The sequence below is a fragment of the Streptomyces sp. 378 genome, assembly GCF_030124145.1.
Classification (GTDB): Bacteria; Actinomycetota; Actinomycetes; order Streptomycetales; family Streptomycetaceae; genus Streptomyces.
The window spans coordinates 61,586-74,434 of the sequence record NZ_JASKMS010000001.1; the positions used below are offsets into that span (position 1 = coordinate 61,586).

The 12,849-nt window shown below is 71.6% G+C and carries 12 protein-coding genes; 5 read left to right on the forward strand and 7 right to left on the reverse strand.

What is annotated here, in order from left to right; all coding sequences use genetic code 11:
• Nucleotides 1-158: 158 nt before the first annotated feature.
• From hpt to dacB, 4 genes are all read right to left on the reverse strand, one after another.
• Nucleotides 159-719 carry a hypoxanthine phosphoribosyltransferase gene (hpt, locus tag QNO09_RS00290; protein ID WP_175437120.1) on the reverse strand — a complete coding sequence of 187 codons (561 nt, stop codon included), beginning with the start codon at nt 717-719 and terminating at the stop codon, nt 159-161.
• 62 nt (nt 720-781) lie between these two features.
• Entirely contained in the window at nt 782-1,819 is a 1,038-nt protein-coding gene (gene tilS / locus QNO09_RS00295; RefSeq protein WP_283967947.1) for a tRNA lysidine(34) synthetase TilS, read from the reverse strand.
• Nucleotides 1,820-2,015: 196 nt separating this feature from the next.
• The gene (locus QNO09_RS00300) at nt 2,016-3,143 is read right to left on the reverse strand and encodes an Rv3626c family coenzyme F420 biosynthesis-associated protein (RefSeq protein WP_283967948.1); all 1,128 of its coding nucleotides are present in this window, start codon (nt 3,141-3,143) and stop codon (nt 2,016-2,018) included.
• 92 nt (nt 3,144-3,235) lie between these two features.
• Complete coding sequence (gene dacB / locus QNO09_RS00305; RefSeq protein ID WP_283967949.1) at nt 3,236-4,822, reverse strand: D-alanyl-D-alanine carboxypeptidase/D-alanyl-D-alanine endopeptidase; 1,587 nt, start codon at nt 4,820-4,822, stop codon at nt 3,236-3,238.
• A gap of 79 nt (nt 4,823-4,901) precedes the next feature.
• Between dacB and QNO09_RS00310 the strand changes: the two genes are divergently transcribed.
• Both QNO09_RS00310 and QNO09_RS00315 read left to right on the forward strand, forming a co-directional pair.
• Nucleotides 4,902-5,393, forward strand: a complete 492-nt coding sequence (locus tag QNO09_RS00310; RefSeq protein ID WP_007452023.1) for an inorganic diphosphatase — start codon at nt 4,902-4,904, stop codon at nt 5,391-5,393.
• Nucleotides 5,394-5,513: 120 nt separating this feature from the next.
• Entirely contained in the window at nt 5,514-7,211 is a 1,698-nt protein-coding gene (locus QNO09_RS00315; protein WP_283967950.1) for a threonine/serine exporter family protein, read from the forward strand.
• Nucleotides 7,212-7,247: 36 nt separating this feature from the next.
• Here the strand turns inward: QNO09_RS00315 and QNO09_RS00320 are convergent, their stop codons facing one another.
• Nucleotides 7,248-8,117, reverse strand: a complete 870-nt coding sequence (locus tag QNO09_RS00320; RefSeq protein ID WP_283967951.1) for a DedA family protein — start codon at nt 8,115-8,117, stop codon at nt 7,248-7,250.
• A gap of 144 nt (nt 8,118-8,261) precedes the next feature.
• Between QNO09_RS00320 and QNO09_RS00325 the strand changes: the two genes are divergently transcribed.
• Nucleotides 8,262-8,627 carry a YbjQ family protein gene (locus QNO09_RS00325; protein ID WP_283967952.1) on the forward strand — a complete coding sequence of 122 codons (366 nt, stop codon included), beginning with the start codon at nt 8,262-8,264 and terminating at the stop codon, nt 8,625-8,627.
• A gap of 19 nt (nt 8,628-8,646) precedes the next feature.
• Here QNO09_RS00325 and QNO09_RS00330 read toward each other — a convergent pair whose 3' ends face one another.
• Nucleotides 8,647-9,408 carry a MerR family transcriptional regulator gene (locus QNO09_RS00330; protein ID WP_283967953.1) on the reverse strand — a complete coding sequence of 254 codons (762 nt, stop codon included), beginning with the start codon at nt 9,406-9,408 and terminating at the stop codon, nt 8,647-8,649.
• Nucleotides 9,409-9,510: 102 nt separating this feature from the next.
• Between QNO09_RS00330 and QNO09_RS00335 the strand changes: the two genes are divergently transcribed.
• Both QNO09_RS00335 and gad read left to right on the forward strand, forming a co-directional pair.
• Nucleotides 9,511-10,797 carry an ion channel protein gene (locus tag QNO09_RS00335; protein WP_283967954.1) on the forward strand — a complete coding sequence of 429 codons (1,287 nt, stop codon included), beginning with the start codon at nt 9,511-9,513 and terminating at the stop codon, nt 10,795-10,797.
• A 35-nt stretch (nt 10,798-10,832) separates the two neighbouring features.
• A complete protein-coding gene (gene gad, locus QNO09_RS00340) occupies nt 10,833-12,239 on the forward strand; it encodes a glutamate decarboxylase (protein ID WP_283967955.1) in 1,407 nt (468 codons plus the stop codon).
• Here the strand turns inward: gad and QNO09_RS00345 are convergent.
• Entirely contained in the window at nt 12,236-12,838 is a 603-nt protein-coding gene (locus QNO09_RS00345) for a PadR family transcriptional regulator (protein WP_283967956.1), read from the reverse strand. The two genes, gad and QNO09_RS00345, sit on opposite strands and share 4 nt — an antisense overlap.
• Between the last annotated feature and the right edge of the window lie 11 nt (nt 12,839-12,849).

A 12,849-nucleotide genomic window follows, 5' to 3' on the forward strand; every position in this document is an offset into this window, starting at 1 on the left:
CCTGCCATAGTGAGTTTGATAAAGACTGTTCTTCGGACGGTACCCCAGCATTGTCACCTGAAGCCGCGAGGGACAACTGGCGATCCGCCTACGCATGCTCCAACGGCGGGAAGTCCGCTGGGGTTCCCGATCACCGGCACGGCACCCCGGCCGGGGTGTCAGCCGCCGTACACGTGGGGCGCGAGCGTACCGACGAACGGGAGATTGCGGTACTTCTCGGCGTAGTCGAGGCCGTAGCCCACGACGAATTCGTTGGGGATGTCGAAGCCGACCCATTCCACGTCGATGGCCACCTTCGCGGCCTCGGGCTTGCGCAGCAGCGTGCACACCTTGAGGGATGCGGGCTCGCGCGAGCCGAGGTTGGAGAGCAGCCAGGACAGGGTCAGGCCGGAGTCGATGATGTCCTCCACGATCAGGACGTGCTTGCCCTTGATGTCGGTGTCGAGATCCTTGAGGATCCGCACCACACCGGAGGACTGGGTGCCCGCCCCGTACGAGGATACGGCCATCCAGTCCATGGTGACGGGGGTGGACAGCGCCCGCGCGAGGTCGGCCATGACCATCACCGCGCCCTTGAGGACTCCGACGATCAGAAGGTCCTTGCCCGCGTACTCCGCGTCGATCTTCGCTGCCAGCTCGGTCAGCTTGGCGTCGATCTCTTCCTTGGTGATGAGCACCTTCTCGAGGTCGGCACCCATGTCTTTCGCGTCCACCCGCATCACTTTCGGTCGTCCCACCGGCCGAACGGCCCCTCCTGGCGACTGCGGGGAGGGGTCGTGGTTCAGCCTTGCCGAATCACCAGTCTGCCACCCTGCCGCTGTGCCACGACTTTGCCGGGGAGGTTGATGGCTCCCTGACCGCGCCAGCCGGTGATCAGCCGGTCGACTTCCTCGATGTGGCGGGCGAACAGCGATCCGGCGGGCGCACCGGCCGCGATGGCGGCCCGGCGCAGGACGCGGCGGCGTACGGCGGGCGGCAGGGCGTAGAGCTTGGCGCATTCCAGGAGTCCGGCGTCGTCGCGGACGGTGGCCTCGGCCTGACCGGCCCAGGAGTCGAGGGCGTCGGCGTCGTCGCGGGAGAGCCGGGCCGTGCGGGCGAGGGCTTCGACGACGCCTTTGCCGAGGGCCTTCTCCAGGGCGGGCAGGCCTTCGTGGCGCAGCCGGGAGCGGGTGTAGGCCGGGTCGGCGTTGTGCGGGTCGTCCCAGACGGGCAGGGACTGGACCATGCAGGCCTTGCGGGCGGTCTGCCGGTCGAGTCCCAGGAAGGGGCGGCGGTAGCGGCCGCCGGCCCCCGAGACCGCGGCCATGCCGGACAGGGAGCGGATGCCGGAGCCCCGGGCGAGGCCGAGCAGGACGGTTTCGGCCTGGTCGTCGCGGGTGTGGCCGAGCAGGACCGCGGCGGCGCCGTGGCGTTCGGCGGCGGTGTCGAGTGCGGCGTAGCGGGCGTCGCGGGCGGCGGCTTCGGGTCCGCCGGCGCGGCCGACGGTGACGGCGACGGAGTCGACCGGGTCGAGGCCGAGTTCGCGCAGGCGCTGGACGACCTCCGCGGCGCGGGCGTCGGAGCCGGGCTGGAGTCCGTGGTCGACGGTGACGCCGCCGGCCCTGATGCCGAGCTTGGGGGACTCGAAGGCGAGGGCGGAGGCGAGGGCCATCGAGTCGGCGCCGCCGGAGCATGCCACGAGCACGAGCGGCGGCTGCTGCGGCTCGTGCGGGGAGGCGTGCGGGACCGCGGCGGGGGCGCGGTGGTGTTCGGTGAGGAGGTCGTGGAGGACGCGGCGGACCGCCAGGCGTATCGCCGCGACCGCAGGATGGGGACCCATGTCCGGTTCCCTTCATGAAGTTTTCGGGGGGTGAGCCCGCGTGACGGTCACGCAGAGTGTGTAGATGGTGACAGAACCGGGCCGTTCCCCGAGCATTGCACGCCTACCCCTCCGTCACGGTCCCTCGGACGGGTGATTGGAGGGGCGTTCGCCTGCCGTCGGCCGATTTCCTTTCACGACCGTGCCGCGATGTTCACTACTCCGCCCTGCGATGCACCCGCGCGACCCAGTCCGCCGGTTTGGCGATCTCCGACTTGGTGGGGAGGGTGTTGGGCGAGGTCCACACACGGTTGAAGCCGTCCATGCCGACCTCGTCGACGACGGCCCGCACGAAGCGTTCGCCGTCGCGGTACTGGCGGAGCTTGGCGTCCAGGCCGAGCAGCTTGCGCAGGGCCAGGTCCAGGCGGGAGGCGCCCTTGGCGCGGCGCTGCTGGAACTTCTCGCGGATCTCGCCGACGGACGGCACGACGGACGGGCCGACGCCGTCCATCACGAAGTCGGCGTGGCCCTCCAGCAGGGACATCACGGCCGTGAGGCGGCCGAGGATCTCACGCTGGGCGGGGGTCTGGACGATCTCGACGAGGGAGCGGCCCCCGTCGTCCTCCTCGGCCTCGGGGCGGCCCCCGGCGAGGGTCTGGGCGGCTTCCCGGACGCGTTCCAGGACGGTCATGGGGTCGACGTCGGTCTCCGCGAGGAACGACTGGATTTCACCCTCAAGGTGGTCCCGCAGCCAGGGCACGGCGGTGAACTGGGTGCGGTGCGTCTCCTCGTGCAGGCACACCCAGAGCCTGAAGTCGTGCGGGTCGACGTCGAGTTCGCGCTCCACGTGCACGATGTTCGGGGCGACGAGCAGCAGCCGGCCGCCGCCGTTCTCGCCGGAGGGGAGTTCGCGGGTGGCCGGGGCGAAGGTCTCGTACTGGCCGAGGACGCGGGAGGCCAGGAAGGACAGCAGCATGCCGAGTTCGACGCCGGTGACCTTGCCGCCGACGGCGCTCATGACGGAGCCGCCGGGGGTGTCGCCGCGCCGTTCCTGCATCTTGTCGAGCAGGGGCCTGAGGATTTCCCGGAACCCGGCGACGTTGGCCCGGATCCAGCCCGCCCGGTCGACGACGAAGACGGGGGTGTCGTGCCCCTCCTCGGTGCCCAGCCGGGTGAATCCGCGGACGTGTTCCTCCGAGGTCTTGGCGTGCCGGCGCAGTTCCGCGACGACGGCCCGGGCCTCGTCGCGACTGACCTCGGGGCCCGGCCGCACGAGCCGGGTCGCGGTCGCGACCGCGAGATTCCAGTCGACCATGCCGGTTGAAGCGCCACCGATGCTCGTCATGCGTCAACCGTACGTGAGCGCCGCCCGCTGGGGCAGGGCGGCGAGGGCCGGGTGACGCCGGGTCCGTCGTCCGGTGCCCGGCGCCGGGGCCGTCATCTGCAGCCGCACGCCGCCAGGGCGCTGGCCACTCGGTCCAGGGCCTGCTGGGTCGCCTGCGGCCGGCCGGGGTCGGTGTCCGCGGCCAGGAACGCGAAGGCCAGCAGGCGGCCGTCCTCGTCGACCAGGGTGCCCGCGAGGGCGTGGACGCCCGAGAGGGTGCCGGTCTTGGCGCGCACGACGCCGGCCGCGCCGTCCGCGTAGCGGCTGGTCAGGGTGCCGGTGAAGCCGGCGACGGGGAGGCCGGTGAGGGCCGGGCGGAGCTCGGGGTGGGCGGGGTCGGCCGCCTTGGCGAGCAGCGCGGTGAGGAGGCCGGGGGTCAGTCGGTCGGCGCGGTTCAGGCCGCTGCCGTCCTTGAAGGCGGCGTCTTTCAGGGGGAGGCCGAGCTTGCGCAGCCGGGAGCTGACGGCCTTGCCGACGCCGGCGAAGTCGGCCCGCTCGCCCGTGGCGATCGCCGTCTGGCGGGCGAGGGCCTCGGCGATGTCGTTGTCGCTGTTGGTCAGCATGCGTTCGACGAGGGCGGAGAGCGGGGGCGAGGAGACCGCGGCGAGGGTGTCGGCGCGGGTGGTGGCCTTGGACGGGCCGGGGGCCGTGGTCTTGACGCCGTGGGACTTCAGGAAGTCCCCGAACCGGCGGGCCGCGTCCGCCGCCGGGTCCCGCACGCGTTCGGCCGGTCCGCTGGTCGAGTCGTTCGTGCGGCCCTCGTCGGCCATCAGGGGGGTGACGCGGGCGAGGTTGCCGTCGACCCCGATCGGGTGCATCTCGTCGCCCGCGTAGAGGGTCGTGTCGTAGGACAGGGTGACCTCGCGGACGCCCCGGTCGGCGAGGGCGGCGGCCGTGTCGGCGGCCAGGGTGCGCAGGCTCGCCGAGTCCCCGGCCTTCTCGCGGGCGGTGAGCGTGGGGTCGCCGCCGCCGACCAGGACGACTTCCTTCGTGTCGGGTTCCAGCGCGGCGCGGGTGGTGAGGCGGTGGTCGGGGCCCAGGGCGGACAGCACGGCGACGGCTGTGGCGATCTTCGTGGTGGAGGCGGGGGTGAGCCCGGTGTCCGGGTTCTTGCCGTACAGGCGCCTGCCGGTGGTGACGTCGATGACCGAGGCGGCGGGCCGGGGGCCGAGGGCCGGGTCCTTCAGCAGGGGTGTGAGGGCTCCGGCGAGGGCCTTGCCCTCCGGGGCGGACTTCACGGTGCTGACGCCGCCGAGGCCGGTGAGCACCGGTCCGGCGCTGGGGGCGGGCCGGGGCCGGCCGGGCGCGCCGGGGGCGCTGCCGTGATCTGTGCCACCCGGGCGGCCCAGGGCCACTGCCCGGTCCCGCTCGGCCGTACGCTGACCCGAGGAGTCCCAGGGACCGGCGGCGGTCACGGCACCGGCGGCCAGTGCGAGCCCGGCGGTGGCGGCGCCCGCGGTGTACTGCCAGGACTTCGGCCGCGTGACCCGCGCGACCTGCGCTTTCCCGGTTCGTGTGAGCCGTGCGAGCCGTGGTTTCGTGGCCGCTGCGGCCCGGGCCAGGCGCGGTCGTACGGCATCCGCGAGCCGCACCACATGCGGTCTCGCGGCCCGCCAAGGCCTCAGCTCTGGCACGACCACCAGCCCCTTTCGCGATCACACACCTGCGTGAGGGACACTTAACCACCAGAACTATGTGTTGATCATGGAGGAGCCACCGGTGGAGTTCGACGTCACGATCGAGATTCCGAAGGGTTCGCGCAACAAGTACGAGGTGGACCACGAGACCGGTCGTATCCGCCTGGACCGGCGACTCTTCACCTCGACCGCCTACCCGACCGACTACGGTTTCGTCGAGAACACCCTCGGCGAGGACGGCGACCCGCTGGACGCGCTGGTCATCCTCGACGAGCCGACCTTCCCGGGCTGTCTGATCCGCTGCCGCGCGATCGGCATGTTCCGCATGACGGACGAGGCGGGCGGCGACGACAAGCTGCTGTGCGTGCCGTCGACGGACCCGCGTGTGGAGCACCTGCGGGACATCCACCACGTGTCGGAGTTCGACCGCCTGGAGATCCAGCACTTCTTCGAGGTCTACAAGGACCTGGAGCCCGGCAAGTCCGTCGAGGGCGCCGACTGGGTGGGCCGTACCGACGCCGAGGCCGAGATCGAGCGGTCCTACAAGCGTTTCAAGGACCAGGGCGGTCACTGACCTCCGACTCCTGTTGCTGATGGGCCGCACGCATGCGCGTGCGGCCCGTTCGTCCGTCTGTGCACATACTGAGGCTGTGGGGGGTACGAGGCTGACGTGTCGTACAGGGAGCGCCAGGCAGTGACGGACGCGGAGGACCGCAAGCCGAGGTCGGACGAGGTGCGGAGCGCGTTTCTGCCTCCGGCCGGGACCGGCGTCGACGGTGACATGTCGACGACGTCGGAGTTCGCGATCCCCGAGGGCCTGGCCCTGCACAGAGCGGTCGGTGCGGAGTCCGAGGCGACGTCCGAGTTCGCCCTGCCGCAGGGGCTGGACGTCCAGGCGGCGCCCCCGGTGGAGCAGGAGGGGTCGGCGTTCACCCCGCCGAGCACCTACAGCGCGAAGCACCCCCCGACGGCTTTCACACCGCCGAGCGGGATGCCCGTGGTCAGCCTGACCAAGGACGTGCCCTGGCAGGACCGGATGCGCACGATGCTGCGCATGCCGGTGGCGGAGCGGCCGGCGCCGGAGTCGATCCAGCGCGGCGGCGACGAGAGCGGGCCGGCGGTGCCGCGCGTGCTCGACCTGACGCTGCGTATCGGCGAGTTGCTGCTGGCGGGCGGTGAGGGCGCCGAGGACGTGGAGGCGGCGATGTTCGCCGTCTGCCGGTCGTACGGGCTGGACCGCTGCGAGCCCAATGTCACCTTCACGCTGCTGGCGATCTCGTACCAGCCGTCCCTCGTCGAGGACCCGATCACGGCGTCGCGGACCGTGCGCCGCCGGGGCACCGACTACACGCGGCTGGCGGCCGTGTACCAGTTGGTGGACGACCTCAGTGACGGCGAGACGGCGGTCTCGCTGGAGGAGGCCTACCGGCGGCTGGCGGAGATCCGCCGTAACCGGCACCCCTACTCCGGCTGGGTGCTGACCGGTGCGAGCGGGCTGCTGGCCGGTGCGGCCTCCGTGCTGGTGGGCGGCGGCCTGATCGTGTTCGTCGCCGCGGCGCTGGGCGCGATGCTCGGTGACCGGCTGGCGTGGCTGTGCGCGGGGCGCGGACTGCCGGAGTTCTACCAGTTCACGGTGGCCGCGATGCCGCCGGCCGCGATCGGGGTCGCGCTGACGCTGGGCCACGTGGACGTGAAGGCCTCCGCGGTCATCACCGGTGGGCTGTTCGCGCTGCTGCCCGGGCGGGCGCTGGTGGCGGCTGTGCAGGACGGTCTGACGGGCTTCTACATCACCGCGTCCGCGCGGCTGCTGGAGGTCATGTACTTCTTCGTGGGCATCGTCGCGGGTGTGCTGCTGGTGCTGTACTTCGGCGTGCAGCTGGGGGCGCGGCTCACCCCCGACCAGGCGCTCGGGGCCTCCGACGACCCGCTGATGATGATCGGCGCGTCGATGCTGCTGTCCCTGGCGTTCGCGGTGCTGCTCCAGCAGGAACGATCCACCGTGGTGTGGGTGACGCTGAACGGAGGTGTCGCGTGGGTCGTGTACGGCGCGATGCACAACGTGGGGGACATCTCGCCGGTGGCGTCCACGGCGGCGGCCGCGGGGCTGGTGGGGCTGTTCGGGCAGTTGCTGTCCCGGTATCAGTTCGCCTCCGCCCTGCCCTACACGACGGCGGCGATCGGGCCCCTGCTGCCGGGTTCGGCCACCTACTTCGGGCTGCTGGCCATCGCGCAGAGCGAGATCGACGAGGGGCTGGTGTCGCTGTCGAAGGCGGTGGCGCTCGCCATGGCCATCGCCATCGGGGTGAATCTCGGGTCGGAGATCTCCCGCATGTTCCTGCGGATCGGGTCCGCGGAGAAGCGGCGGGCCGCCAAACGGACCAGGGGTTTCTAGCCGTCGGCGGCCGTGGGGCCGGTGGAGTGAGGCGGTTCAGTAGCCGCCGTTGTACGGCTGCTGCGGCTGGTGGCCGCCGCCCTGCTGCGGCTGGTGGCCGTAGCCCGGGGCCTGGGGGTACTGGCCGTAGTACTGCTGGTCGTCGTAGCCGTTCCGGTTGCCGTACGGAGGCTGCTGCGGCTGGTGGTGGGGCGGCTGGTCATGCGGGGTGATGCGGCGGAGCTGGGTCGTGGCGTCGTCCATCACGGGGGGCTGCTGCCGTTCCAGGGGCGCCTGCGCCGCCGCGCGCTTCTTCTTCGAGCGGTCCCGCAGGTACTCGACGATGATCGGGACGACGGACAGCAGGACGATCAGGATGAGGATCGACTCGACGTTCTTCTTGATGAAGTCGATCTGGCCGAGCCAGTACCCCGCGAGGGTGACGCCGGTGCCCCAGGCGATGCCGCCGATGACGTTGTACGTGAAGAACGTGCGGTACTTCATGCGGCCGGCGCCGGCCACGATGGGGGCGAAGGTGCGCACGATGGGCACGAAGCGGGCCAGCACGATCGCCTTGGGGCCGTACTTCTCCATGAACTCGTGGGCCTTGTCCAGGTTCTCCTGCTTGAAGAGCTTGGAGTTGGGCCGGTTGAAGAGCCTCGGGCCGAGGACCTTGCCGATCGTGTAGCCCACTTGGTCGCCGAGGACGGCGGCGATCACGATCAGCGTGCAGACCAGCCACAGCGGCTGGGTGATGTAGGTGCCCTCGGCGACGAAGAGGCCCGCCGTGAACAGCAGGGAGTCACCCGGCAGGAAGGCGAAGAGACCGGACTCCGCGAAGACGATGAGCAGGATGCCGGGCAGGCTGAACGTCGAGATCAGGTAGTCCGGGCTGAGCCACTCGGGGCCGAGCGCAAGCGTGGTCACGGGGATGTGGCTCCTGCTGCTGTGGGATATGGGCGGGGCTGGCTGCCTCAAGGTATCAACGCAGCCGTCATGGCCCAGGTTCCACCAGGTTCCTTGGGCGTACTCAGGATGCACTGTGTGGGGTCCCGGTCAAAGCTGTGCACCATGGGCATCGATGAATACGGCGGCGGACAGGGCCCGGAGCCCGACGTTCTCGTCGTCACCACGAACGACATTCCCGGCTATCACGTGCGCGAGGTGATCGGCGAGGTCTTCGGCCTGACCGTGCGCTCCCGGCACCTGGGGAGCCAGATCGGCGCCGGGCTGAAGTCGATGGTCGGCGGCGAACTGCGCGGGCTCACCAAGACGCTCGTGCAGACCCGCAACCAGGCCATGGAACGGCTCGTCGAACAGGCACGCGCGCGTGGCGCCAACGGCGTGCTCGCCTTCCGCTTCGACGTGACGGAGGCGGCGGACGTGGGCACCGAGGTGTGCGCGTACGGCACGGCGGTGGTCCTGACCCGGGAGTGAGACACCCCCGGGCCGGGGATCAGGCGGTGTGACGCGCGGCGTTCGCGGCGATCGCGTCCTTCAGGTGCTCGGCGAGGCCCGGGCGCATCGCGTCGTAGAACGCCTTGAAGCGCTCGTCCGAGACGTACATCTCGCCGAGGCAGCGGTGCAGCTCGTAGGAGCACTCGTAGAACCACGTGCAGATGTGCTGCCGGTGCTCCTCCGCCAGGGTCATGGCGGCCTCGCCGGTGGGCGGCTCGTCCGCCGCCATCAGGGCGCCGTAACGCTCCCCCCAGTCGGCGGCCTCGGCCTGGACGCGCTTCCAGTCCTCCTTGGTGTAGCTCGCGGTGCGGCGCTGCGACTCGGCGTACTCGTCCGTGCCGCCCCAGCGCTCCTCCACCTCGTCGGCGTACTGCTCCGGGTCCTTGCCCCCGAAGACCTCGAACTTCTCCTCGGGCGTGAGGTTGAGTCCCATCTTGCGTGCCTCCATGGCGTGTTCCACGGCCGCCGCCATCTTGCGCAGCTTCTCGATCCGGGCGGTCAGCAGCTCGTGCCGGCGGCGCAGGTGCGCGCGCGGGTCCACGTCCGGGTCGTCCAGCAGGACGGCGACCTCGTCGAGCGGGAAGCCGAGCTCCCGGTAGAACAGGATCTGCTGCAGCCGGTCGAGGTCGGCGTCGTTGTAGCGCCGGTGGCCCGCACGGCTGCGCTCGCTCGGAACGAGCAGGCCGATGTCGTCGTAGTGGTGCAGCGTGCGCACCGTGACCCCGGCGAAGCCCGCGACCTGTCCCACGGAGTAGCTCACGTCCGCTCCCTTCTTCTTCCGTGCTCCACGGTCGGGCCTCACGCCACGTGAGGTGCAAGCACGTTCCCCGTTTGTCCCCTTTAGTGCGTTTATGGTGTGCGCGTGGTCCAGGATTCCGCGCGGCAGGCGCCCTCCGTCACCCCCGCGACTCCCGCCCGCGCCCTGCTGCCGACGATCCTGCCCGCTCTGGCCGTGGGGATCCTGTCCTGCCTGGTCCTGGTGGGGGTGGAGGTGGCCGCGGAGGAACTCCAGGACGTGCTCTGGGGGCCGCTGCCGGACGCGCTGGGCTTCGGCCGGTATTCCGTGGCGTGGATGTTCGTGATGCTCTTCGCCACGGGGGTCGCGGTCGGGCTGGTGGTGTGGAAGGCGCCGGGGCACGCCGGTCCGGATCCGGCGACCGTCGGACTGGACGCCCCTGTGCTGCCGCCCGTGGTACTGCCGGGACTGCTGCTGGTGACCGCGCTGATGCTGGCCGGCGGGCCCAGTCTCGGCCCGGAGAATCCCGTCATCACCGTGAACGTCGCCCTGGCGGCCTGGCTGGGCGCCCGGCTCGTGCCGCGGGCGCCGGGCCGCGTCTGGCCGGCGCTGGCCGAGGCGGCGACGATCGGCGCCCTGTTCGGCACGCCGGTCGCGGCCGCCCTGGTGATCTCGGAGGCGCTGGCCCTGCGGGAGACCCGCGGGCTGCTGTGGGACAACGTCTTCGCGCCGCTGACCGCCGGCACGGCCGGTGCCCTCACCGCCACCCTCATCGACCATCCGAGCTTCGATCTGGACCTGCCCTCCTTCGGCCGGCCCGGCTGGGGCGACCTGCTGTCGGCGATCGTGGTCGCCTCCGTGGGCGCCCTGCTCGGCATGGCCGTCGTGCGGGCCTTCCCGTACGTGCACGGCGTCTTCCACCGGCTGCGCCACCCGATGCTGATGCTCCCGGCGGGCGGCCTCGTGCTGGGCGCCCTCGCGGCCCTGGGCGGTCATCTGACGCTGTTCAAGGGACTGGACGAGATCGCCGAACTCGCGCGGGACCCGGACGGCCGGTCGGCCGGGGAGTACGCCCTGCTGACGGTCGTGAAGCTGGCCGCGCTGCTGGTCGCGGCGTCCTGCGGCTTCCGGGGCGGGCGCATCTTCCCGGCGGTGTTCGTCGGCACCGCCCTCGGCCTGGGCGCCCACGCCCTGGTGTCCGGAGTGCACCCCTCGATCGGGGTCTCCGCCGCCGTGCTCGGGCTGCTGCTGGCCATCACCCGGCAGGGCTGGGTCAGCCTGTTCGTCGCCGCGGTGCTGGTCGACTCGCCGGGGATCATCGCCGTGCTCTGCGTCGCCTCGCTGCCCGCCTGGCTGCTGGTGACGGGCCGGCCGCAGATGCAGCTGCGCCACGACGGCACGTCCGTCCGCTGAAGCCACCCCTCCCCCACCACCCCCTGGAGGCACCCATGCCGCTCACCGAAGGCTTCCCCCGGCCCGGCGACCGCCGCCTGTCCGTCAACCCCTTCTACGGCCCCGCCAACCCGCTCGGCGACATGGCCGAGGCCCCGCCCACGCACCGGCTCCCGGCCCAGCCCATGGCCCCGGCGACCGCCCACCAGTTGGTGCGTGACGAGCTGATGCTCGACGGCAACGCCCGGCTGAACCTCGCCACCTTCGTCACCACCTGGATGGAGCCGGAGGCGGGGGTGCTGATGGCGGAGTGCCGGGACAAGAACATGATCGACAAGGACGAGTACCCGCGCACCGCCGAACTGGAGCGGCGCTGCGTGGCGATGCTCGCCGATCTGTGGCACGCGCCCGATCCGGCGAGTGCCGTGGGGTGTTCGACGACCGGGTCGAGCGAGGCGTGCATGCTCGCCGGGATGGCGCTCAAGCGGCGCTGGGCCAAGCGCAACGCCGACCGCTACCCCGAGGCCCGGCCCAACCTGGTGATGGGCGTGAACGTGCAGGTCTGCTGGGAGAAGTTCTGCAACTTCTGGGAGGTGGAGGCCCGGCTGGTGCCCATGGAGGGCGAGCGGTTCCACCTGGACCCGCAGGCCGCCGCCGAGCTCTGCGACGAGAACACCATCGGTGTCGTCGGCATCCTGGGCTCCACCTTCGACGGCTCCTACGAGCCGATCGCCGACCTCTGCGCGGCGCTGGACGCGCTGCGGGAGCGCACCGGGCTCGACATCCCCGTGCATGTCGACGGGGCGTCGGGCGCCATGGTCGCGCCGTTCCTCGACGAGGACCTGGTGTGGGACTTCCGGCTGCCGAGGGTGGCGTCGATCAACACCTCGGGGCACAAGTACGGGCTGGTCTACCCGGGCGTCGGCTGGGCGCTGTGGCGGGACGCGGAGGCCCTGCCGGAGGAGCTGGTGTTCCGGGTGAACTACCTGGGTGGCGACATGCCGACGTTCGCGCTCAACTTCTCCCGGCCGGGCGCGCAGGTCGTGGCCCAGTACTACACGTTCCTGCGACTGGGCCGGGACGGCTACCGGGCCGTCCAGCAGGCCGCGCGGGACGTGGCCACGGAGCTGGCCGGGCGGGTCGCGGCGCTCGGCGACTTCCGGCTGCTCACCCGGGGCGACCAGTTGCCGGTGTTCGCCTTCACGACGGCGCCGGACGTCACGGCGTACGACGTCTTCGACGTCTCCCGGCGGCTGCGCGAGAGCGGCTGGCTGGTGCCCGCGTACACCTTCCCGGAGAACCGTCAGGACCTGTCCGTGCTGCGGGTGGTGTGCCGCAACGGCTTCTCCGCCGACCTCGCGGAGCTGCTCGCGCAGGACCTGGAACGGCTGCTGCCGGATCTGCGCCGGCAGCCGCGCCCGCTGACCGAGGACAAGGGGGCGGCGACCGGCTTTCACCACTAGGCGGTGTCGTCGGGCGGCAGCACGCCGGCGAACGGGTCGCCCTCGCCGGCGAAGGTGTAGGCGCCGGCGCGGACACGTTCGATGAGATCGCGGGTCCACTCCGCACCCGCGTCGGCCGAGTGGACCCAGAAGTTCATGATCTCGCCGATGTGGCCGAGCTGTTCCGGGCCCTGCGCGGGCAGGTAGTCCTTGACGACGGTGGCCCGCCACTCCTCGATGGCGCGCACCCGCTGTTCGAGCAGGCCGAGGGCCTCCTCACGGCCGAGGTCGACCATGAAACCGAGCGCGGTGGTGAGCACGTCCGGCTTCTGGTCGTAGGCGGTGAGGGACTGCCGGAGCAGCCTGAAGTACTCCTCGGTGCCCTGCTCGGTGACCTCGTACTCCGTGCGCGGCGGGCCGCCGGCCGTGGACGGGGCGATCTCGTGTGGCCGCAGCATTCCCTGCTTCGCCAGCTGCTTCAGGGCGTGGTAGATCGAGCCGGGCTTGGCGTTGGACCACTCGTGCGCGCCCCAGAACTCCAGATCGTTGCGCACCTGGTAACCATGGGCCCGCCCGTGCCGGCGGACCGCGCCGAGCACCAGGAGACGGATCGCTGACATGGGGCCAGCGT